The organism is Pseudomonas fuscovaginae SE-1, from assembly GCF_000364705.1.
In the GTDB taxonomy this organism is placed as follows: Bacteria; Pseudomonadota; Gammaproteobacteria; order Pseudomonadales; family Pseudomonadaceae; genus Aquipseudomonas; species Aquipseudomonas fuscovaginae_A.
In genome coordinates, this window is sequence record NZ_AQOH01000061.1 from 60030 (window position 1) to 81391 (window position 21362).

Below are 21362 nucleotides of genomic sequence, written 5' to 3' on the forward strand. Positions count from 1 at the left end.
TTAAGGAATAACGATCATGGCTGCTAAAGAAGTTAAATTCGGCGACTCCGCCCGCAAGAAAATGCTGACTGGCGTTAACGTCCTGGCTGACGCGGTAAAAGCGACCCTGGGCCCGAAAGGCCGTAACGTGATCATCGAGAAGAGCTTCGGCGCTCCGACCATCACCAAGGACGGCGTTTCCGTCGCCAAGGAAATCGAGCTGGAAGACCGCTTCGAGAACATGGGCGCGCAACTGGTCAAGGACGTTGCCTCCCGTGCCAACGATGACGCTGGCGACGGTACCACCACCGCCACCGTTCTGGCCCAGTCGATCGTCAACGAAGGCCTGAAGGCCGTTGCCGCCGGCATGAACCCGATGGACCTCAAGCGCGGTATCGACAAGGCTACCGTGGCCATCGTCAAGGAACTGAAGTCGATGTCCAAGCCATGTGCCGACACCAAGGCGATCGCCCAGGTCGGTACCATCTCCGCCAACTCCGACAGCTCCATCGGTGACATCATCGCCGAAGCCATGGAAAAAGTCGGTAAAGAAGGCGTGATCACCGTTGAAGAAGGCTCGGGCCTGGAAAACGAACTGTCGGTCGTCGAAGGCATGCAGTTCGACCGTGGCTACCTGTCCCCTTACTTCGTCAACAAGCCGGACACCATGACCGCCGAGCTGGACAGCCCGCTGATCCTGCTGGTCGACAAGAAGATCTCCAACATCCGCGAAATGCTGCCAGTGCTGGAAGCCGTTGCCAAAGCCGGCCGCCCACTGCTGATCGTGGCTGAAGACGTCGAGGGCGAAGCCCTGGCGACCCTGGTCGTGAACAACATGCGTGGCATCGTCAAGGTCGCGGCCGTCAAGGCACCGGGCTTCGGCGACCGTCGCAAGGCCATGCTGCAGGATATCGCCGTCCTGACCGGCGGTACCGTCATCTCCGAAGAGATCGGCCTGAGCCTGGAAAGCACCACCCTGGAGCACCTGGGCAGCGCCAAGCGCGTGACCCTGTCCAAGGAAAACACCATCATCGTCGACGGTTCCGGCGTACAGGGCGATATCGAAGCACGCATCGCCCAGATCCGTGCCCAGGTTGCCGAGACTTCCTCCGACTACGACCGTGAAAAACTGCAGGAGCGTCTGGCCAAGCTGTCCGGCGGCGTTGCGGTGATCAAGGTTGGCGCCGGCTCCGAAGTCGAAATGAAAGAGAAGAAGGCCCGCGTTGAAGACGCCCTGCACGCTACCCGCGCAGCCGTCGAGGAAGGCGTGGTTCCTGGCGGTGGCGTGGCCCTGATCCGTGCCCTGCAGGCCATCAGCGAGCTGAAAGGCGACAACGCCGATCAGGACGTTGGTATCGCTGTACTGCGTCGTGCCGTTGAAGCACCGCTGCGTCAGATCTCCGCCAACAGCGGTGACGAGCCAAGCGTCGTGGTCAACGAAGTCAAGAACGGCAAGGGTAACTTCGGTTACAACGCTGCCAGCGGCCAATACGGTGACATGATCGAGATGGGTATCCTGGACCCAACCAAGGTCACCCGTTCGGCTCTGCAGGCTGCATCCTCCATCGGCGGTCTGATCCTGACCACCGAGGCTGCGATCGCCGAAGCTCCGAAGAAAGACGCTCCAGCCGCTGGCGGCATGCCAGACATGGGCGGCATGGGCGGCATGGGCGGCATGATGTAAGCCACCCGGCTCCCGTATGAAAAAGCCCCGCCTGGTGCGGGGCTTTTTTGTGCCCGCGGTTTGCCCGCCGAAGCGGCGGCCAGGCTTCGGCAGCGACCGATTCTGCCGGTGCTGTCGTGGCCGTTTCGTGAACCGGGGGTAAAAAAACCATTAAATCCTCCTGCCCTAGCCGTGGCCTGAGCGACACCGTAAGCTGCGCGAGCCAAGACGGTCGTTACCGCGTACGGAGAGAGTACCCATGCGAATTCTACTGGTTGAAGACAACCGCGATATCCTCGCCAACCTGGCTGACTACCTGGGGCTTAAAGGCTATACCGTCGACTGCGCGCAGGACGGTTTGTCGGGTCTGCACCTGGCCGCCACCGAGCACTACGATCTGATCGTGCTCGACATCATGCTGCCGGGAATCGACGGCTATACCCTCTGCAAGCGGCTGCGCGAGGATGCCCGACGCGACACGCCGGTGATCATGCTGACCGCCCGCGACCAGCTCGACGACCGTCTGCAGGGTTTCAAGTCCGGTGCCGACGACTACCTGCTCAAGCCTTTCGCGCTGTCCGAACTGGCGGCGCGGATCGAAGCGGTCCTGCGTCGTGCCCAGGGCGGCGGGCGGCGAGCCCTGCAGGTCGGCGACCTGAGCTACGACCTCGATACCCTCGAGGTGACCCGTCAGGGGCGTCTGCTCAAGCTCAACCCGGTGGGGTTGAAGCTGCTGGCGGTATTGATGCAGAAGAGCCCGCATGTACTGCGTCGGGAGGTGCTGGAAGAGGCGCTGTGGGGCGACGACTGCCCGGACAGCGACAGCCTGCGCAGCCATGTGCACCAGTTGCGCCAGGTGATCGACAAACCGTTCGACAAGCCGTTGCTGCACACCGTGCATGGTGTCGGCTACCGGCTGGCCGAGGGTCGCGATGGAGTTTAAGCAGAGCCTGGCCCAGCGCATCATCATCGCCTTCGCCTTGATGAGCGCGCTGGTGGCGGGCACCTTCGCCATGGGGATCGTGGCCACGGTCCACCTGGTCGAGGAGAAACTGATCTCCGCGGGGCTGGGTGGCGACCTGCAGCGCCTGTTGCTGATGGACAGCGTCAGTGACTGGAGCCACCGGCCCGAGCCCGACCAACTGTTCTACTACAGTGGCGGCAAGGGCGATTTCGAGCTGCCCAAGGACCTGCGCCACCTCGATCCGGGGTTCCACGAGGTGTTCCGTGAGCAGCTGTCCTATCACGCGATGGTCGAGGTGGTCGACGGCCGGCGCTATGTGCTGCTGCAGGACCAGAGCGATTTCGAGGAGCGCGAGCGGTTGCTGTTCGCCGTGGTGCTGGTGGGGTTTGTCCTGGCCCTGGTGCTGGCGGTCTTCCTCGGCTGGGGGCTGGCGCGCCGGGTGATGGCGCCGGTGGTGCGGCTGGCCCGCCAGGTACGCCATCGCGACCAGTTGCTCGGTTTCGCCCCACCGCTGGCACCGGACTACGCGGCCGACGAAGTCGGCGAATTGGCGGTGGCCTTCGATGCGACCCTGGGCCGCCTGCGCGATGCGTTGACTCGCGAGCGGCTGTTCACCAGTGATGTCAGCCATGAGCTGCGTACGCCGCTGATGGTACTGGCCACTTCCTGCGAGCTGCTGCTGGAAAACCCGGCGCTCGACCCCCGTGGACGTAATCAGGTCGAACGGATCTCCCGTGCGAGTGAGGAAATGCGCGAACTCGTGCAGACCTTCCTGATGCTCGCCCGGGCGCAGCGGGAGGATGCCAGCATGTCGCCGCAGGTTTCGCTGAGCGTGGTGGCCGAGGACCTGATCGGCTTGTGGCGCACGCCGATCGAGGAAAAGGGGCTGACGTTGATCTTCGAGCCGGGCTGTCCGTTGAGTACGCGTTATAACGCCACCTTCCTGCACGCGGTGATGGGCAATCTGTTGCGCAATGCCCTGCACTATACGGAACAGGGCTTCATTCGGCTGACGCTGGAGCCCGCGGGGTTCGTGGTCGAAGACACGGGTGTCGGGATTCCCGAGGAGAAGCGCGAAGCCATGTTCCAGCCGTTCGTGCGGGGTGATGAGAAGCGTGGCGAGGGCCTGGGGCTGGGCCTTTCGCTGGTGCAGCGGATCTGCGAGAACCAGGGGTGGCAGGTCAAACTGACGACCATGGAGCCCAATGGTTGCCGCTTCCAGGTGGACCTGGCCCCCTCCGGTATCTGAAGGTGTCCCAGCGTGTGCCCGCGCCCTCGGGGCACACGCGGCAGGGGTTTACGATTGTGGCCCCCTGCCATTACTGTTGACCTGTAAAAAATTGTAATGGTTTGTACTGGACGGTACGAATTTTTCACGAGGGAACGACCTGTAGCTGACGTACGCCTGCTTAACCTCTGGCCATCAGTTACAGGAGACGGTTATGGGTTCCCCGGTAAAGCTTGAGTTTTCCGACAAATACGACGAGCAGCATGCTCGGCAATATTTGCACAAGCATCAGAACGGTCTTGCGCGACGGCTGTCCCACCTTCGGGACGAGCAACTGGCCCGTCACGCCCTGGCATTGGCTGGTGAGCCGGGTCTGGTGCTCGATCTGCCCTGTGGGGCCGGGCGCTTCTGGCCGTTGCTGGCACAGAAGCCGAACCGCGTGATCATCGGGGCGGACAATTCCGCACCGATGTTGGAAACCGCGCTCAAGGCGCAACCGGCGGAGGTGGTGAGTCGGGTGCGCCCATTGCAGACTTCGGCCTTCGATATCGATTTGCCGGAGAACGCGGTCGACAGCATTTTCTGCATGCGTCTGCTACACCATATCGGTGAATCGGCGCATCGGCTGGCGTTGCTCGGGGAGTTCTATCGGGTAACCCGTGACAGCGTGATCGTGTCATTGTGGGTGGACGGCAACTTCAAGGCCTGGCGTCGCAAGCGCCTGGAGCGCGCGCGGCAGGCCGCGGCGGAGCCGGACAGTTACCAGAATCGTTTTGTATTGCCGGCCACGCGGGTCGAAGAAGAATTCAAGCGCGTTGGCTTTCGAGTTCAGCAGCATCTGGACTTCTTTCCGTTCTACGCCATGTGGCGGGTCTATGTCTTACGCAAGAGGTAGCAGGATGGCCGTTGATTACGCTTCGTATACCGCAGGATCCACCACTGATCGTTTCGAGCACTTCTGGGCGCGCAAGGGCGAGTGGGTCGAAGAACCCAACCAGCGTCGCGGCGGCGAAAGTGGCGTCCAGCGTGTGACGGGCAGCAGCGGTCGGCTGTTGTACGTGAAGCGCCAGGTTGGGCATACCTACCGCAGCCTGCTGCATCCCTTCGGCCGCCCGACGGTGCTGCGTGAGCAGGCTGCGCTGAACGACCTGCGCATGCTCGATGTGAGGGTTCCCGAGCTGGTGTTCTGCGGTGCGCGTCGTGATCCCGAAGGCCGATGGCAGGCCCTGCTGGTGACCGCCGCCCTGGATGGCTTCATCGAAATCGAGCAATGGTATGCCCAGGGCGGGCGTGAGCGGCATGGTGAGGCGTTGCACGATCGCCTGCTTCAGGAACTGGCCGGTACGCTGGCGCGCATGCACCGTGGCCGCTGGCAGCATGGCTGCCTGTATATCAAGCACGTGTTCGTCCGGGTCGTTGGCGAGGCAGAGTCGGCCAGCGTCGAGGTGGCCTTGCTGGATTTCGAGAAGGCCCGCCAGCGTTTGAGCCGCCGCCGCGCGGCTCGGCACGACCTGAAGCAACTGCGACGCCATTCGTCGTGGAACGAGGCGGACTGGAGCAGGCTGAACTACTTTTACGGTATGGCGTTCGGCAGCACCATCAAAGGCTTACGGTGATGAAGTTAGAAATGGCTAGAGGTTTGTTTCTGATCGGGGCGTTGGCTGTCGCTTCCCTGGCGCTGGTGGTCTGGGAACAGCCGCGGCCGCGGGTCCTCAGCATGACCCAGAGTGCAGAGCGTTGTCCCTTGCCGCGCGTGGCCAAGGCCAGTGTGAGCGTCAAGCCCGATCACGACCTGTTGCTGCTCATGTTCGGGCTTTCCCAGGGCTTGAAGCCGCAGAGTTGAGACCCTGTTCACCCCAAAAGCCTCGCGATCGACGAGGCTTTTTCTTGTGGCCATTCACTCAGGCCTTGCCGTCATTCCGCGTTGCACAGCGCCAGGCAGTTATCCAGCATGCGGTTGGAGAAGCCCCACTCGTTGTCGTACCAGGCCAGGACCTTGAGCAGCTTGCCGCTGGCCTTGGTGTGGTTGGCATCGAAGATCGACGACAGCGGGTTGTGGTTGAAGTCGCTGGAGACCAGCGGCAGGGCGTTGTAGCCAAGAATCTTCGAGTGCTGGCTGGCTTCCTTGAACAGGGCGTTGATCTCGTCGGCGCTGGCTTCGCGCTTGAGCTGCACGGTCAGGTCGACCAGCGACACGTTGATCACCGGCACACGCACGGCCATGCCGGTCAACTTGCCGGCCAGGGTCGGCAGCACCAGGCCGACGGCTTCCGCTGCGCCGGTCTTGCTCGGGATCATGTTCTGGGTCGCCGAACGGGCGCGGTACGGGTCGGTATGGTAGACGTCGGTCAGGTTCTGGTCGTTGGTGTAGGCGTGGATGGTGGTCATCAGGCCGCTTTCGATGCCCAGTTCGCGGTGCAGCACCTGGGCCACCGGGGCCAGGCAGTTGGTGGTGCACGAAGCGTTGGAGATGATTTCGTGGGACTGGCGCAGGATGTCGTGGTTGACGCCATACACCACGGTGGCGTCGGCACCCTTGGCCGGGGCGGAGATGATCACCTTGCGGGCACCGGCACTGATGTGCGCGGCGGCCTTGGCGCGGTCGGTGAACAGGCCGGTGCATTCGAACACCACGTCGATCTTCTCGGCGGCCCAGGGCAGTTCGGCCGGGTTGCGGATCGCGCTGACAGCGATGCGGTCACCGTTGACCGTGAGGCTTTCGTTGTCATGTTCCACGCTGGCCTCGAACGCGCCGTGGACGGTGTCGTACTTGAGCAGGTGGGCATTGATCGAGCTGTCGCCCAGGTCATTGATGGCGACGACCTGCAGGTCCTGACGGTAACCTTGGGTATAGAGTGCGCGCAGGACGTTGCGGCCGATACGGCCAAATCCGTTGATTGCGATTCTTAGCGTCATGGGAAAAGCGCCTGTCGTAATTTTGTTGTTGGAATTACAAGATTATTCGCATAGAAATAGAAAACAAGCCTTTTTAGTGGCAATATTTTGTTTTATCTACAACGAGTGACCTGAATCAACGGGTCCGGATGAACGAAAAGCCCCGCCAGCCGAGGTCTTCGCTCACTTCAGGACGCACAGGTCGCCATATCCGTCAGCCTGGAGTTCTACACATGCATCCCCGCGTTCTTGAGGTCACCGAACGGCTAATCGCCCGCAGCCGCGCCACCCGCGAGGCGTATCTGGCACTGATTCGTGGTGCCGCCAGCGACGGGCCCGTGCGCGGCAAGCTGCAGTGCGCGAACTTCGCCCATGGCGTGGCCGGCTGCGGCAGCCAGGACAAGGAAACCCTGCGGATGATGAACGCTGCCAACGTGGCGATCGTTTCGTCCTATAACGACATGCTTTCCGCACACCAGCCCTACGAGACCTACCCGGAGCAGATCAAGCAGGCCCTGCGCGAGATCGGCTCGGTCGGGCAGTTCGCTGGCGGCGTGCCGGCCATGTGCGATGGTGTGACCCAGGGCGAGCCGGGCATGGAACTGGGGATCGCCAGCCGCGAAGTGATCGCGATGTCGACCGCGGTGGCGCTGTCGCACAACATGTTCGATGCGGCGCTGATGCTCGGCATCTGCGACAAGATCGTGCCGGGCCTGATGATGGGCTCGCTGCGTTTCGGCCATCTGCCGACCATCTTCGTGCCGGGCGGGCCGATGGTCTCGGGTATTTCCAACAAGCAGAAGGCCGATGTGCGCCAGCGCTATGCCGAAGGCAAGGCCAGCCGCGAGGAACTGCTGGAGTCGGAGATGAAGTCCTACCACAGCCCCGGCACCTGCACCTTCTACGGCACCGCCAACACCAACCAGTTGCTGATGGAGGTGATGGGCCTGCACCTGCCGGGCGCGTCCTTCGTCAACCCGAACACCCCGCTGCGCGATGCGCTGACCCGCGAGGCGGCGTTCCAGGTCACGCGCATGACCAGGCAGAGCGGCAACTTCATGCCGATCGGCGAAATCGTCGACGAGCGGGCACTGGTCAACTCCATCGTCGCCCTGCACGCCACCGGCGGCTCGACCAACCATACCCTGCACATGCCCGCCATCGCGCGGGCAGCAGGCATCCACCTGACCTGGCAGGACATGGCCGATCTCTCCGAGGTGGTGCCGACCCTGGCCCACGTCTATCCGAACGGCAAGGCCGACATCAACCACTTCCAGGCGGCGGGCGGCATGTCGTTCCTGATCCGCGAGCTGCTGGAGGCGGGCCTGCTGCATGAGGACGTCAACACCGTGGCCGGCCCCGGCCTGAGCCGCTACACCCGCGAGCCGTTCCTGCAGGACGGCAAGCTGGTCTGGCGTGAAGGCCCGACCGAGAGCCTCGATGAAAACATCCTGCGTCCGGTCGCCCGGGCGTTCTCTCCCGAGGGTGGCCTGAGGGTGATGGAAGGCAACCTCGGCCGGGGTGTGATGAAGGTGTCCGCCGTGGCGCCGGAACATCAGGTGGTCGAAGCCCCGGCGCTGGTGTTCCAGGATCAGCAGGACCTGGCCGATGCGTTCAAGTCCGGCCAGTTGGAGAGGGATTTCGTGGCGGTCATGCGCTTCCAGGGCCCGCGTTCCAACGGCATGCCGGAACTGCACAAGATGACCCCGTTTCTTGGCGTGCTGCAGGACCGCGGCTTCAAGGTCGCGCTGGTCACCGATGGCCGCATGTCCGGTGCCTCGGGCAAGATTCCGGCGGCGATCCATGTCTGCCCTGAAGCCCATGTCGGCGGCGCGCTGGCACGGGTGCGCGATGGCGACGTGATCCGGGTCGATGGGGTGAAAGGCACGCTGAAGGTGCTGGTCGATGACGCCGAATTCGCCGCGCGCGAGCCGGCAGTCGGTCTGCTGGGTAATAATGTCGGCTGTGGCCGCGAACTGTTCGGCTTCATGCGCATGGCCTTCAGCTCGGCGGAGCAGGGGGCCAGTGCCTTCACTTCGGCCCTGGAGAGCCTTGAATGAAATTGGCCCTGGTTGGCGATATCGGCGGGACCAACGCCCGTTTCGCCCTGTGGAAAGATAACGGCCTGGACTCGGTCAAGGTGCTGGCGACTGCCGACCACGCCTGTCCGGAGGACGCCATCAAGGTCTACCTGAGTGGTCTGGGCCTGCAGCCCGGTGCCATCGGTGCCGTGTGCCTGTCGGTGGCGGGACCGGTGAGTGGCGATGAGTTCCGCTTCACCAACAATCACTGGCGCCTGAGCCGCAAGGCGTTCTGCGCCACCCTGCAGGTCGACGAGTTGTTGCTGGTCAACGATTTCTCGGCCATGGCCCTGGGCATGACCCGCCTGGAGCCTGGCGATTTCCGCGTGGTTTGCGAAGGTACCCCGGAGCCGCGGCGGCCGGCGGTGGTGATCGGCCCGGGGACCGGTCTCGGGGTCGGTACCCTGCTGGATCTGGGCAACGGTGGTTTCATGGCCCTGCCGGGTGAGGGCGGGCATGTCGACCTGCCCCTGAGCAGCCCGCGGGAAACCCAACTGTGGCGACACATTCATGACGAAATCGGCCATGTCAGCGCCGAGACCGCCCTCAGTGGCGGTGGCCTGCCACGCGTCTACCGGGCGATCTGCGCGGTGGATGGGCACACGCCCGTGCTGGAGACCCCGGAGGCGATCACTGCTGCCGGCCTGGCCGGGGACCCGGTGGCCCGGGAGGTGTTGGAGCAGTTCAGTTGCTGGTTGGGGCGGGTGGCGGGCAACAACGTGCTGACTACGGGAGGGCGCGGTGGGGTCTATATCGTCGGTGGGGTGATTCCGCGCTTCGCCGATTTCTTCATCCAGAGCGGCTTCGCCAAAAGCTTTGCCGACAAGGGGTGCATGAGCGACTACTTCAAGGGCATCCCGGTGTGGCTGGTGACAGCCCCGTATTCCGGGCTGATCGGGGCCGGCGTGGCCTTGCGGCAGGCGCTCTGCGACTGATTCGGCGCAGGCCTTTTCGCGGGCAAGCCCGGCTCCTGCAGATACGGTGGTGATTTCAAACCCACCGCAGTCCTGTAGCAGCCGGGCTTGCCCGCGAATGGCTTCGTATCGGCAACACATCTTCACGGCTCAATCGATTGAGGCATAATCCGCGTTTCGGTCCTAACCACAACAACAGGGACATCCACCGTGAGCGCATTCAGTAAGTCCATTCTCCTGGTCGACGACGACCAGGAAATCCGTGAACTGCTGGACACCTACCTCAGCCGTGCCGGTTTCCAGGTGCGTACGGTCGGTGATGGCGCCGGTTTTCGCCAGGCGCTCAACGACGCCCCGAGCGACCTGGTCATTCTCGACGTGATGCTGCCCGACGAGGATGGCTTCAGCCTCTGCCGCTGGGTTCGGCAGCACCCGCGCCAGGCCCATGTACCGATCATCATGCTCACCGCCAGTTCCGACGAGGCCGACCGGGTGATCGGCCTGGAACTGGGCGCCGACGATTACCTGGGCAAGCCCTTCAGCCCCCGCGAGTTGCAGGCACGGATCAAGGCCTTGCTGCGCCGCGCGCAGTTCGGTCAGGAGCGTGGCGGCAGTGAAGTGCTGGCCTTCGACGAGTGGCGGCTGGATACGGTCAGTCACCGGCTGTTTCATATCGACGGCGAAGAGGTGATTCTCTCCGGTGCCGACTTCGCCCTGCTCAAGCTGTTTCTCGATCATCCCCAGGAAATTCTCGACCGCGACACCATCGGCAATGCCACCCGCGGGCGCGACCTGATGCCTCTCGACCGTATCGTCGACATGGCCGTCAGCCGCCTGCGCCAGCGCCTGCGTGACACCGAAAAACCACCGCGACTGATCCGCACCGTGCGCGGCAGCGGCTACCAACTGGCCGCCAACGTCACGGCCGCCAATGCTCTCTGAACTGCGCCAGCGCCTGCCGGTACCCCGTTCGCTGCTTGGCAGGATGCTGCTGCTGACGTTGCTCGCGGTGCTGCTGGCCCAGGCGCTGTCCAGCGTCATCTGGCTTTCGCAACTGCGCGCCACCCAGCTCGAAGGGCTGGTCACCAGCGCCCGCAGTCTGGCCCATTCCATGACCGCCAGCGTCAGCTACCTGCGCTCGTTGCCCCTGGCCTATCGGCCGCTGGTGCTCGATCAGTTGCGCAGCATGGGTGGGACGCGGTTCGTCGTGACCCTCAACGACAAGCCGTTGGACATGCAACTGCTCGGCCCGACCCCACGCAAGACCGCGGTGCTCGAAGCGGTCCACGAGGTGTTGCGCCAGTCCCTGGGCAATAACGTCGATATCACGGTGAATTTCGTCAGCCCCGACAACCTGCGGATCTTCAATGGCGGCCTGAAGCTCGATGAACTGCCGCGTTCCTGGGCCCACTATGCCCTGACCCTGGAACCGGTGAACCCGCCGGTGCTGGTGACGCAGATCCAGATGTCGCCGGGCGAATGGCTGTACATCGCCTCGCTGTTGCCCGAGCCCTACACCAGTCTGGAGGAGGAGGGGCTGCCGGCCCAGCAGGTGTGGTTCATCCTGCTCACCAGCGGCTTCCTGCTGCTGTTCATCGGCCTGCTGGTGCACTGGCAGAGCCGACCGCTCAAGCGCCTGGCCCGTGCCGCGCGAGACATGTCGCTGGGGGCGGAGGAGGTGAGGCCGGTGCTCGAGGGCGGTGGCAGCGAAGTGATGGAGGTCGGGCGTGCGCTCAACACCATGCGTGAGCGCATCAGTCGCTACCTGACCGAGCGCAGTCAGTTGTTCAGCGCGATTTCCCACGACCTGCGCACACCCATCACCCGCTTGCGCCTGCGGGTCGAATTGCTCGAGGACGAGCAGATGCAACTGAAGTTCGGGCGCGATCTCGATGAGTTGGAGATGTTGGTCAAGGGCGCGCTGCAATGCGTGAAGGACACCGATATCCACGAGAATATCGAGCCGGTGGACCTCAACCAGGCCCTCGATACCCTGGTCGAATGCTACCTTTCGCCCACCGGCAACGGGCTGGTCAGCCTCGAGGGCCGGGCGCTTGCTCCCTATCCCGGCAAGCCGTTGGCCCTGCGCCGCTGCATGGGCAACCTGATCGACAACGCCCTCAAGTATGGCGAACGGGCGCACCTGCACATTGAGGACGATGACAGTGCGTTCATCCTGCACGTCGACGACGAGGGCCCCGGGGTTCCCGAGCAGCGCCTGGAACAGGTGTTCGAGCCGCACTTCCGCCTGTCCGGCCAGCAGCAGGGCTACGGCCTGGGCCTGGGCATCGCGCGCAACATCGCCCACAGCCATGGCGGCGAAGTGAGCCTGCAGAACCTGCGCGAAGGTGGCTTGCGGGTCACTTTGTTCCTGCCGCGAAATGCCGACTGATCGACAGCGAGGCCTGCTCCGGGCTGATGATCAGGGGTGACGAATCGTCCTGCGACTGGAGTTCGGTTGTTGAGGCGCGTCGGCATCGGGCCTGGCCGATGGCTGCCTGGATACGATGCTCGCGTACGCGGGCATTGGTTTGGCTGAAATGCTGTTGCAGGATTTTCATGGCCTCTTCATAGGGCTCTTCGCAAATCGCCAGTTGCCGTTGTCGCTCACTCAGCGCCAGGCGCTTGGCCTGTTCCTCGCCATGGCGTTCGACGCTGAAGCTGCGGGTCAGGTTGTAGCCATGGATTTTCGTGCTGGCGCGCCAGTAGCCGACATTATTGGTTTCGATCCTCATCACCCCCGGATGGCCACTGGTGTTGTGGGGCAGCAGACGCTGGCGACTTTCATAGGTCAGCGCGGCGGGCATTTTCAGTACCAGCGCATTGCGGCATGACTCGGCAGCCAGCCGCGCCGGCTGTTCGCCGCCGTACTGCTCGAAAGTGAATATCTCGCTCAGCAATCTACCACCCCGGCGCACTTCCACTTTCCAGGCGTATTGCCGGTTTCCCAGATGCAGGGGGTAGATGCAGCATTGGCGGGCCAGGCGCGGATTGTCGTTGACCATGGGGCATGCCTCCTTCGCGGGCGTCGGCTTTTCATGGGGCGGTCAGGGATGACGATTGGCGAGATTCGCTCAGGCAATGTCGACCTTCAATGTGGGAAAAGGCTTTAGGGATAGCTCCTACAGGGAAAAGGGAAGCGGCCTAATCGGCATTTTTCCTACTTTGCGTCATGAAGGAGCCTGACAAGGGCTGGGTTTCAGTGTCCCGCAATTGTCACCATCCGGTGACATTTTCCTCGGGCTTCGTTACCTGACGCCGCCAGGGTGCTGGTTAGAATCCTTGGCACGACAGGCCACGCCCTGCTCCGGAACAAGCTCCTGAATAACAAGAACGGTGAAGCGCATGACAGGCGACAGCCTTGAATTTTCGTTCGGCAGTTGGCTGAACGCACCTGCCCATAATGCCTGGTTGATGGAAGAAGGACGGCGCCTGCTGGCGTTCGCCCGGTCCGCCAGGCTCGCCGAAGGATTCGGCAATCTCGACGGCCAGGGGCGCCTGCCGGCCCAGGCCATGGCCGAAACCATGAACACCGCGCGCATGACCCACTGTTTTGCCATGGCCCATATCCAGGGCATTCCCGGCTGCCTGCCGCTGGTCGAGCACGGTGTCGCCGCGCTCTGGGGGCCACTGCGCGATGCGACCTTCGGTGGCTGGTACGCGACGCCGGGACATCGCGATGGCAACAGCGGCAAGGCCGCCTACCTGCATGCCTTCGTCGCGCTCGCCGCCAGTTCGGCGGTGGTTGCCGGCAGCCAGGATGCGCCGGGCCTTTTGGCCGAGGCGATCCGGGTGATCGACACGCATTTCTGGAGCGAGGAGGAGGGCGCGCTGCGCGAGTCCTTCGCCCGTGATTGGAGCAACGAGGAGGCCTATCGCGGCGCCAACAGCAACATGCACGGCACCGAGGCCTTTCTTGCCCTGGCCGACGTCACGGGCGACAGCCGCTGGCTGGAGCGCGCCTTGCGGATCGTCGAGCGGCTGATTCACCAGCAGGCGGCGGGCAACGGCTTTGCGGTCATCGAGCATTTTGACCGTCAGTGGCAGCCCCGGCGGGACTACAACGAGGACAATCCTGCCGACGGTTTCCGCCCCTATGGGACGACGCCGGGGCACGCCTTCGAATGGTCCCGGCTGCTGCTGCACCTCGAGGCGGCCCGTCGTGCGGCCGGGCTGCAGACTCCAGAATGGTTGTTGGAGGACGCCCGCGAGCTGTTCGCCGGCGCCTGTCGCCATGCCTGGGCGGCGGACGGCCGACCCGGCGTGGTCTACACCCTGGACTGGGAAAATCGCCCGGTGGTCAGCGAGCGCCTGCACTGGGTCCACTGCGAGGCCAGCGCGACGGCGGCGGCCCTGCTGCGACGCACGGGAGAGCCGCAATACGAAACCTGGTACCGACGTTTCTGGGATTTCAACGAGCTGCATTTCATCGACCGGCAGCAGGGCGGCTGGCATCACGAACTGGACGATCACAACCGGCCCAGTGCGCGGATCTGGGGCGGCAAGCCCGACCTCTATCACGCCTACCAGGCAGTCCTGTTACCCTGCCTGCCACTGGCGCCAAGCCTGGCAAGCGCTCTGGCCCGGCACTTTGCGTCGAAAACCGTGGTCTGAGCGATGTAACCATGTGGTGACATTCGCGCGTCCCTTCGTTACCTGCGAGGGCACTCGCCTTTACTAGAATCCGATGCAGCGCAAGCACCAGACTTGCATGCATAACAACAAGAAAGGTACTTCAGATGAATTCGATTTCTCGCCTCGCCGCAGTGATTTCCCTCGCCTCGTTGTTCCCCCTCAGCGCACTGGCTGCCGACTCCAAAGGGAGTGTGGAAGTGGTTCACTGGTGGACGTCCGGTGGTGAAAAAGCGGCTGTCGACGTACTCAAGGCCCAGGTCGAAAAAGACGGCTTCACCTGGAAGGACGGTGCTGTCGCCGGCGGTGGCGGCGCCACGGCCATGACCGTGCTGAAAAGCCGCGCGGTAGCCGGCAACCCGCCGGGCGTTGCCCAGATCAAGGGACCCGACATCCAGGAGTGGGCTTCCACCGGGCTGCTCGATACCGACGTTCTCAAGGACGTTGCCAAGGAAGAGAAGTGGGACAGCCTGCTCGACAAGAAAGTCTCCGACACCGTGAAGTATGACGGTGACTACGTGGCCGTGCCGGTGAACATCCACCGCGTCAACTGGCTGTGGATCAACCCCGAGGTGTTCAAGAAGGCCGGTATCGACAAGGCGCCGACCACCCTTCAGGAATTCTACGCAGCCGGCGACAAGCTCAAGGCCGCGGGCTTCATTCCACTGGCCCACGGTGGCCAGCCTTGGCAGGACAGCACCGTGTTCGAAGCGGTGGTGCTCTCGGTGATGGGCGCCGACGGCTACAAGAAGGCCCTGGTCGACCTGGACAACGCCGCCCTGACCGGCCCTGAAATGGTCAAGGCCCTGACCGAATTGAAGAAAGTCGCGACCTACATGGACGTCGATGGCAAGGGCCAGGACTGGAACCTGGAAGCGGCCAAGGTCATCAACGGCAAGGCCGGCATGCAGATCATGGGTGACTGGGCCAAGAGCGAATGGACCGCAGCCAAGAAAGTCGCTGGCAAGGACTACCAGTGCGTAGCCTTCCCGGGCACCGACAAGGCCTTCACCTACAACATCGACTCCCTGGCGGTGTTCAAGCAGAAGGACAAGGGGACCGCGGCCGGCCAGCAGGACATCGCCAAGGTGGTGCTGGGCGAGAACTTCCAGAAGGTCTTCAGCATCAACAAGGGCTCGATCCCGGTGCGCAACGACATGCTGGCCGACATGGCCAAGTATGGCTTCGACTCCTGTGCGCAGACCGCGGCCAAGGACTTCCTCGCCGATGCCAAGACCGGCGGCCTGCAACCGAGCATGGCGCACAACATGGCAACCACGCTGGCGGTACAGGGCGCGTTCTTTGATGTGGTGACCAACTACATCAACGACCCGAAAGCCGACCCGGCCGATGCGGCGAAGAAGCTCGGCGCGGCGGTCAAGTCCGCCAAGTAAACGCTCCCTCCCTGTAGGAGCAGGGCTTGCCCGCGAAAGCGGTACATCAGCCGACGGATTCGTTGACTGACACACCGTCTTCGCGGGCAAGCCCGGCTCCTGCCGAGGGTGTCGATGCAGTTCCTTCTTTCCTGTAGTGGATTTTCCCATGAGCTCTGTTGCTGTGTTCAGCAAGGCCTCGCCGTTCGATTTCCTGCAGCGCTGGCTACCCAAACTGGTGCTGGCGCCGAGCATGTTCATCGTGCTGGTGGGCTTCTATGGCTACATCCTGTGGACGTTCGTGCTGTCGTTCACCAACTCGACTTTCCTGCCGACCTACAAATGGGTGGGCCTGGCGCAATACGCGCGGTTGTTCGACAACGACCGCTGGTGGGTGGCGAGCAAGAACCTGGCGCTGTTCGGCGGCCTGTTCATCGCCATCACCCTGGCGATCGGTGTGATGCTGGCGGTGTTTCTCGACCAGCGCATCCGTCGCGAAGGGTTCATCCGCACGATCTACCTGTACCCGATGGCGTTGTCGATGATCGTCACCGGTACCGCCTGGAAGTGGCTGCTCAACCCGGGCATGGGCCTGGACAAGCTGCTGCGTGATTGGGGCTGGGAAGGCTTCCGTCTGGACTGGCTGATCGACCCCGACCGCGTCGTCTACTGCCTGGTGATCGCCGCCGTCTGGCAGGCCTCGGGCTTCATCATGGCGATGTTCCTCGCCGGCCTGCGCGGTGTCGACCAGTCGATCATCCGTGCCGCGCAGATCGATGGCGCGAGCATGCCGAAGATCTACTGGAAGGTGGTGCTGCCCAGCCTGCGTCCGGTGTTCTTCAGTGCGGTGATGATCCTGGCGCACATTGCGATCAAGAGCTTCGACCTGGTGGCGGCGATGACCGCGGGCGGCCCTGGCTACTCGTCCGACCTGCCGGCGATGTTCATGTACTCCTTCACCTTCAGTCGCGGCCAGATGGGCATGGGCTCGGCCAGTGCGATTCTGATGCTCGGTGCGATTCTCGCGATCATCGTGCCTTACCTGTACTCCGAGCTGAGGACCAAGCGTCATGACTAGTCTCGCCGACAAACCCTCCATCAGCCTGAGCCGCATTGCCATCCATGCGGTGCTGATCATCGCCGTGCTGCTGTACCTGGTGCCGCTGGTGGTGATGCTGCTGACCAGCTTCAAGTCGCCGGACGACATCAGCACCGGCAACCTGCTGAGCTGGCCGACGGTGTTCACCGACATTGGCTGGGTCAAGGCCTGGGCCACGGTCAACGGCTACTTCTGGAACTCGATCAAGATCACCGTTCCGGCGGTGCTGATTTCCACCGCCATCGGCGCGCTGAACGGCTACGTGCTGTCGATGTGGCGCTTTCGCGGCTCGCAGCTGTTCTTCGGCCTGCTGCTGTTCGGCTGCTTCCTGCCGTTCCAGACCGTGCTGCTGCCAGCCTCGTTCACCCTCGGCAAGATGGGCCTGGCCAGCACCACCACCGGCCTGGTGTTCGTGCACGTGGTCTATGGCCTGGCCTTCACCACGCTGTTCTTCCGCAACTACTACGTGAGCATTCCCGATGCGCTGGTCAAGGCGGCACGCCTGGATGGCGCGGGGTTCTTCACCATCTTCCGGCGGATCATCCTGCCGATGTCGACCCCGATCATCATGGTCTGCCTGATCTGGCAGTTCACCCAGATCTGGAACGACTTCCTGTTCGGCGTGGTGTTCTCCAGCGGTGATTCGCAACCGATCACCGTGGCGCTGAACAACCTGGTCAACACCAGCACCGGGGTCAAGGAATACAACGTGGACATGGCGGCGGCGATGATCGCCGGGCTGCCGACGCTGCTGGTCTATGTGGTCGCAGGCAAGTATTTCGTGCGCGGGCTGACGGCCGGCGCAGTCAAGGGGTAATCATGGCAACGCTCGAACTTCGCAACGTAAACAAGACCTATGGCGCCGGCCTGCCGGACACCCTGAAGAACATCGAACTGTCGATCAAGGACGGTGAGTTCCTGATCCTCGTCGGCCCTTCGGGTTGCGGCAAGTCGACCCTGATGAACTGCATCGCCGGCCTGGAGAGCATCACCGGCGGTGCGATCATGATCGGCGACCAGGACGTCAGTGGCATGAGCCCCAAGGATCGCGACATTGCCATGGTGTTCCAGTCCTATGCGCTGTACCCGACCATGAGCGTGCGCGAGAACATCGAATTCGGCCTGAAGATCCGCAAGATGAGCCAGTCGGCCATCGACGAGGAAGTCGCCCGGGTCGCCAAGCTGTTGCAGATCGAACACCTGCTCAACCGCAAGCCGGGCCAGCTCTCCGGTGGCCAGCAACAGCGCGTGGCGATGGGCCGGGCGCTGGCGCGGCGGCCGAAGATCTACCTGTTCGACGAACCGCTGTCGAACCTCGACGCCAAGCTGCGGGTCGAGATGCGCACCGAAATGAAACTGATGCACCAGCGTCTGAAGACCACCACGGTCTACGTCACCCATGACCAGATCGAGGCGATGACCCTCGGCGACAAGGTGGCGGTGATTAAGGATGGCATCATCCAGCAGTTCGGCACGCCGAAACAGATTTACAACGACCCGGCCAACCAGTTCGTCGCCAGCTTCATCGGTTCGCCGCCGATGAACTTCATTCCGCTGCGCCTGCAGCGCAAGGATGGCCGCCTGGTGGCGCTGCTCGACAGTGGCCAGGCGCGTTGCGAACTGCCGCTCAATACCAGCGAGGCGGGCCTGGAAGATCGCGAAGTGGTGCTGGGGCTGCGCCCCGAGCAGATCCTGCTGGCCAATGGCGACGCCGGTCTGCCGAGCATCCGTGCCGAAGTGCAGGTCACCGAGCCGACCGGGCCTGACACCCTGGTGTTCGTCACCCTCAATGACAGCAAGGTCTGCTGCCGCCTGGCGCCGGACGTGGCGCCACAGGTGGGCGAGACCCTGACCCTGCAGTTCGATCCGGCCAAGGTGTTGCTGTTCGACGCCGCGACCGGCGAGCGCCTGGGCCAGGTGGCGCAGTCCCGGTCCCAGGCCAGTGGCGACAATGTGGCGCAATTCAAGGGCCGTTGAATTCAGGGCGGGCGGCTCGCCGCTCGTCGCAATCGATGTAAACCACGTTCAATAAAGACTGTTAATAACAATAAAGACGAGGATGTAGGGATGAAAAAGAGGAACACCAACACCCGCTTGATCTGCCAGTTGTCAGCGGCGGCGGCCTTGGTCATGGCTGGCCATGCGATGGCGGACGAGGCATTCAGCGCCGACTCCAAATGGATGACCGGCGACTGGGGCGGTGAACGCACCCGGCTCATCGAGCAGGGTATCGATATCAAGGCCGACTACGTCGGTGAGGTCGGTGGAAACCTGCACGGTGGCTACAACGACGACAAGACCGCACGTTACGCCGACCAGTTCGGCCTGGGCGTGGCGCTGGACCTGCAGAAGCTGTGGGGCTGGGACAACACCCAGGCGAAGATCCAGCTCACCAACCGTAACGGCTACAACATTTCCAACGACCGTGTCGGTGATCCGCGTGCCGGCACCCTGAGTTCCTCCCAGGAAGTCTACGGCCGTGGCCACATGGTGCGTCTGACCCAATTGTGGATCCAGCACCAGTTCCTCGACGGCAAGCTGGATGTCAAGGCCGGTTACTTCGGCGAGGGTGAAGACTTCAACACCTTCCCCTGCGACTTCCAGAACCTGGCGTTCTGCGGTTCCCAGGTGGGCAACTGGGCGACCGGTATCTGGTACAACTGGCCTGTCAGCCAGGCTGCGCTGCGCGTGAAGTACCACATCACCCCCGAGCTGTATGCGCAGATCGGCGCGTATAACCAGAACCCGTCGCAACTGGAGCACGGCAACGGCTTCAAACTCAGCGGCAGTGGCACCAAGGGTACCGTGCTGCCGGTCGAGCTGGTCTGGTCGCCGAAGGTCAACAACCTGCCGGGCGAATACCGGGTCGGCTACTACAAGAGCACGGCGCCGGCCAATGACGTGCGCGAGGACGTCAATGGCGGTGATGCCGCCACCACCGGTAACGCCTATCGCGTTCACGACAGCAAGCACGGCTACTGGTTCGTCGCGCAGCAGCAACTGACCAGCCACAACGGCGACGCTTCCCGTGGTCTGAACATCGCCGCCAACGCGACCTTCCACGACAAGGACACCAACGTCGTCGACAACTACCAGTCGCTGATGCTGGTGTACAAGGGGCCGTTCGATGCGCGTCCCAAGGATGACATCGGCTTCGGCGTCGCTCGTATCCATGTCAACGACGACGTGAAGAAAAACGCCGAGCTGGCCAACGCCGCCATCGGTGTCAGCGACTACGACAACCCGCTGTACTCGCCACTGCGCGAAACCGAGTACAACTACGAGCTCAACTACGGCATCCATGTCACCAACTGGCTGACCGTACGGCCCAACCTGCAGTACATCACCCATCCGGGTGGCGTGGATCAGGTCGACAACGCCCTGGTGGCCGGTCTGAAAATTCAGTCGGTCTTCTGAGGCTTCGGCTGATAAGCTCTCTCTCTATGTGCGCATCTTGCGGATGGTCACCCGACCGTCCGCTTTTTTTTGCGCAGCAGGACGCGTTGGCTTCACGACGACAGAGATTCCAGGATTCGCGGCACATGCACGAGCAACCCCTACAACGTTTCTTCAAATCCCGGCGCGAACAGCCGGTGTTCCAGTGGGAGCGCTTTCAGCAGCGTGAGGTGCTGGTCATCGACCATCCGCTGTGCCAGGCGGTGTTCAGTCGCCAGGGCGCGCAGTTGCTGCATTTCCAGCCACGGGGGCAGAAGCCCTGGTTGTGGTGTGCGGCGAAGTGGCCGCAGGTCGGCGCGATTCGCGGTGGGGTGCCGGTGTGCTGGCCGTGGTACGGTCGTCATCCGAGTGAAAATGCCTGGCCGTCCCATGGCTGGGCGCGGTTGATCGACTGGAAGCTGCTGGAGAGCAGTTCCGATGAGCAGGGCGTCAGCCTGCACTGGCGGCTGCAGTTGTGCGATTGGCAGGTGGACCTGCATGCCCGCCTGGGCGAGAGCATGGATCTGCGCCTCAGCACCGAGCACCAGGACAGTGAACCTTGCCAGTTGAGTCATGCCTTGCACGCCTATTGGCGTATCGGCGACGTTGGCGAGGTAGCGCTGTCTGGGCTCGACGGGGCGCAGGGGTATGATCATCTGAGCCGCCGGGTCTGCCAGCAGGAAGGCGAGTTGCGGGTCGAGGGTGGCTGCCAGCGGGTGTTCCAGCACGAGGGCGAATTGCACCTCAAGGATCACGCCTGGCAGCGCGAGTTGTGCATCGATACCGGTGACAGCGCCGATACGGTGGTCTGGCATCCGGGACAGCGGCCGCTGCTCGGGGTGAGTTGGAGCGAGGTGATGGGCTTCGTCTGTGTCGAGGCGGCCAATGGCGGCACCGACAGCCTGTGCCTGGCGCCCGGAGAACGGGCACACCTGAGCTTGCAGGCGCGCGCGCAGGCCTGATGAGGTCTGTTTGTGGATTGCTACTTGTGGACTTGTGGACTTGTGGACTTGTGGACTTGTGGAGTGTGGGTTTGTGGACTTGTGAAGTGTGGGTTTGTGGCGAGCGGGCTTGCCCGCGCTCGACTGCAAGGCAGTCG

19 protein-coding genes are annotated in these 21362 nt (G+C 63.1%); 17 read left to right on the forward strand and 2 right to left on the reverse strand.

Going from position 1 to position 21362, the window contains the following annotated elements:
* The first annotated feature begins 16 nt into the window (after window positions 1-16).
* From groL to K675_RS0107185, 6 genes are all read left to right on the forward strand, one after another.
* The gene (gene groL, locus K675_RS0107160; RefSeq protein ID WP_026145003.1) at window positions 17-1663 is read left to right on the forward strand and encodes a chaperonin GroEL; all 1647 of its coding nucleotides are present in this window, start codon (window positions 17-19) and stop codon (window positions 1661-1663) included.
* A 238-nt stretch (window positions 1664-1901) separates the two neighbouring features.
* Window positions 1902-2585, forward strand: a complete 684-nt coding sequence (gene colR, locus K675_RS0107165; RefSeq protein WP_017902831.1) for a two-component system response regulator ColR — start codon at window positions 1902-1904, stop codon at window positions 2583-2585.
* Window positions 2575-3855, forward strand: coding sequence for a sensor histidine kinase (locus K675_RS0107170; RefSeq protein WP_017902832.1), 1281 nt, complete (start codon window positions 2575-2577; stop codon window positions 3853-3855). The genes colR and K675_RS0107170 overlap by 11 nt, the downstream gene beginning before the upstream one ends.
* 193 nt (window positions 3856-4048) lie before the next feature.
* Window positions 4049-4729, forward strand: a complete 681-nt coding sequence (locus K675_RS0107175; RefSeq protein ID WP_017902833.1) for a class I SAM-dependent methyltransferase — start codon at window positions 4049-4051, stop codon at window positions 4727-4729.
* 4 nt (window positions 4730-4733) lie between these two features.
* Window positions 4734-5450, forward strand: a complete 717-nt coding sequence (locus K675_RS0107180; protein WP_017902834.1) for a lipopolysaccharide kinase InaA family protein — start codon at window positions 4734-4736, stop codon at window positions 5448-5450.
* Window positions 5450-5677 (forward strand): hypothetical protein, encoded by a 228-nt coding sequence (locus K675_RS0107185; protein WP_017902835.1) that lies wholly within the window; start codon window positions 5450-5452, stop codon window positions 5675-5677. The genes K675_RS0107180 and K675_RS0107185 overlap by 1 nt, the downstream gene beginning before the upstream one ends.
* 71 nt (window positions 5678-5748) lie before the next feature.
* Here K675_RS0107185 and gap read toward each other — a convergent pair whose 3' ends face one another.
* Complete coding sequence (gap, locus tag K675_RS0107190) at window positions 5749-6750, reverse strand: type I glyceraldehyde-3-phosphate dehydrogenase (RefSeq protein WP_017902836.1); 1002 nt, start codon at window positions 6748-6750, stop codon at window positions 5749-5751.
* A gap of 212 nt (window positions 6751-6962) precedes the next feature.
* Between gap and edd the strand changes: the two genes are divergently transcribed.
* The 4 genes from edd (at window position 6963) to K675_RS0107210 (ending at window position 12116) form a co-directional block, all read left to right on the forward strand.
* A complete protein-coding gene (gene edd, locus K675_RS0107195) occupies window positions 6963-8789 on the forward strand; it encodes a phosphogluconate dehydratase (protein WP_017902837.1) in 1827 nt (608 codons plus the stop codon).
* Window positions 8786-9745, forward strand: coding sequence for a glucokinase (locus K675_RS0107200; RefSeq protein WP_017902838.1), 960 nt, complete (start codon window positions 8786-8788; stop codon window positions 9743-9745). Before edd ends, K675_RS0107200 begins: the two co-directional genes overlap by 4 nt.
* A 189-nt stretch (window positions 9746-9934) precedes the next feature.
* A complete protein-coding gene (locus K675_RS0107205) occupies window positions 9935-10666 on the forward strand; it encodes a response regulator (protein WP_017902839.1) in 732 nt (243 codons plus the stop codon).
* Complete coding sequence (locus tag K675_RS0107210; protein ID WP_017902840.1) at window positions 10656-12116, forward strand: sensor histidine kinase; 1461 nt, start codon at window positions 10656-10658, stop codon at window positions 12114-12116. The genes K675_RS0107205 and K675_RS0107210 overlap by 11 nt, the downstream gene beginning before the upstream one ends.
* Here the strand turns inward: K675_RS0107210 and K675_RS0107215 are convergent.
* A complete protein-coding gene (locus K675_RS0107215) occupies window positions 12085-12729 on the reverse strand; it encodes an AP2 domain-containing protein (protein WP_017902841.1) in 645 nt (214 codons plus the stop codon). The two genes, K675_RS0107210 and K675_RS0107215, sit on opposite strands and share 32 nt — an antisense overlap.
* A 340-nt stretch (window positions 12730-13069) precedes the next feature.
* Between K675_RS0107215 and K675_RS0107220 the strand changes: the two genes are divergently transcribed.
* The 7 genes from K675_RS0107220 to K675_RS0107250 all read left to right on the forward strand — a co-directional run bounded on the left by K675_RS0107220 (window position 13070) and on the right by K675_RS0107250 (window position 21225).
* Window positions 13070-14338, forward strand: a complete 1269-nt coding sequence (locus tag K675_RS0107220; protein ID WP_017902842.1) for an AGE family epimerase/isomerase — start codon at window positions 13070-13072, stop codon at window positions 14336-14338.
* 125 nt (window positions 14339-14463) lie between these two features.
* On the forward strand, window positions 14464-15750 hold the full coding sequence (locus K675_RS0107225; RefSeq protein ID WP_017902843.1) for an ABC transporter substrate-binding protein: 1287 nt from the start codon (window positions 14464-14466) through the stop codon (window positions 15748-15750).
* A gap of 148 nt (window positions 15751-15898) precedes the next feature.
* The gene (locus K675_RS0107230) at window positions 15899-16807 is read left to right on the forward strand and encodes a carbohydrate ABC transporter permease (RefSeq protein ID WP_026145004.1); all 909 of its coding nucleotides are present in this window, start codon (window positions 15899-15901) and stop codon (window positions 16805-16807) included.
* Entirely contained in the window at window positions 16800-17645 is an 846-nt protein-coding gene (locus K675_RS0107235) for a carbohydrate ABC transporter permease (RefSeq protein ID WP_017902845.1), read from the forward strand. Before K675_RS0107230 ends, K675_RS0107235 begins: the two co-directional genes overlap by 8 nt.
* A gap of 2 nt (window positions 17646-17647) precedes the next feature.
* Window positions 17648-18805, forward strand: a complete 1158-nt coding sequence (locus K675_RS0107240) for an ABC transporter ATP-binding protein (RefSeq protein ID WP_017902846.1) — start codon at window positions 17648-17650, stop codon at window positions 18803-18805.
* Window positions 18806-18895: 90 nt separating this feature from the next.
* Entirely contained in the window at window positions 18896-20245 is a 1350-nt protein-coding gene (locus K675_RS0107245; protein WP_017902847.1) for a carbohydrate porin, read from the forward strand.
* Window positions 20246-20370: 125 nt separating this feature from the next.
* Entirely contained in the window at window positions 20371-21225 is an 855-nt protein-coding gene (locus K675_RS0107250; RefSeq protein ID WP_017902848.1) for a D-hexose-6-phosphate mutarotase, read from the forward strand.
* Window positions 21226-21362 lie beyond the last annotated feature (137 nt).

Bases quoted from the DNA above. Each gene is read 5' to 3' on its own strand.
- groL (WP_026145003.1), top strand. From the start codon at position 17: ATGGCTGCTAAAGAAGTTAAATTCGGCGACTCCGCCCGCAAGAAAATG.
- colR (WP_017902831.1), top strand. From the start codon at position 1,902: ATGCGAATTCTACTGGTTGAAGACAACCGCGATATCCTCGCCAACCTG.
- K675_RS0107170 (WP_017902832.1), top strand. From the start codon at position 2,575: ATGGAGTTTAAGCAGAGCCTGGCCCAGCGCATCATCATCGCCTTCGCC.
- K675_RS0107175 (WP_017902833.1), top strand. From the start codon at position 4,049: ATGGGTTCCCCGGTAAAGCTTGAGTTTTCCGACAAATACGACGAGCAG.
- K675_RS0107180 (WP_017902834.1), top strand. From the start codon at position 4,734: ATGGCCGTTGATTACGCTTCGTATACCGCAGGATCCACCACTGATCGT.
- K675_RS0107185 (WP_017902835.1), top strand. From the start codon at position 5,450: ATGAAGTTAGAAATGGCTAGAGGTTTGTTTCTGATCGGGGCGTTGGCT.
- gap (WP_017902836.1), bottom strand. From the start codon at position 6,750: ATGACGCTAAGAATCGCAATCAACGGATTTGGCCGTATCGGCCGCAAC.
- edd (WP_017902837.1), top strand. From the start codon at position 6,963: ATGCATCCCCGCGTTCTTGAGGTCACCGAACGGCTAATCGCCCGCAGC.
- K675_RS0107200 (WP_017902838.1), top strand. From the start codon at position 8,786: ATGAAATTGGCCCTGGTTGGCGATATCGGCGGGACCAACGCCCGTTTC.
- K675_RS0107210 (WP_017902840.1), top strand. From the start codon at position 10,656: ATGCTCTCTGAACTGCGCCAGCGCCTGCCGGTACCCCGTTCGCTGCTT.
- K675_RS0107215 (WP_017902841.1), bottom strand. From the start codon at position 12,729: ATGGTCAACGACAATCCGCGCCTGGCCCGCCAATGCTGCATCTACCCC.
- K675_RS0107220 (WP_017902842.1), top strand. From the start codon at position 13,070: ATGACAGGCGACAGCCTTGAATTTTCGTTCGGCAGTTGGCTGAACGCA.
- K675_RS0107225 (WP_017902843.1), top strand. From the start codon at position 14,464: ATGAATTCGATTTCTCGCCTCGCCGCAGTGATTTCCCTCGCCTCGTTG.
- K675_RS0107230 (WP_026145004.1), top strand. From the start codon at position 15,899: ATGAGCTCTGTTGCTGTGTTCAGCAAGGCCTCGCCGTTCGATTTCCTG.
- K675_RS0107235 (WP_017902845.1), top strand. From the start codon at position 16,800: ATGACTAGTCTCGCCGACAAACCCTCCATCAGCCTGAGCCGCATTGCC.
- K675_RS0107240 (WP_017902846.1), top strand. From the start codon at position 17,648: ATGGCAACGCTCGAACTTCGCAACGTAAACAAGACCTATGGCGCCGGC.
- K675_RS0107245 (WP_017902847.1), top strand. From the start codon at position 18,896: ATGAAAAAGAGGAACACCAACACCCGCTTGATCTGCCAGTTGTCAGCG.
- K675_RS0107250 (WP_017902848.1), top strand. From the start codon at position 20,371: ATGCACGAGCAACCCCTACAACGTTTCTTCAAATCCCGGCGCGAACAG.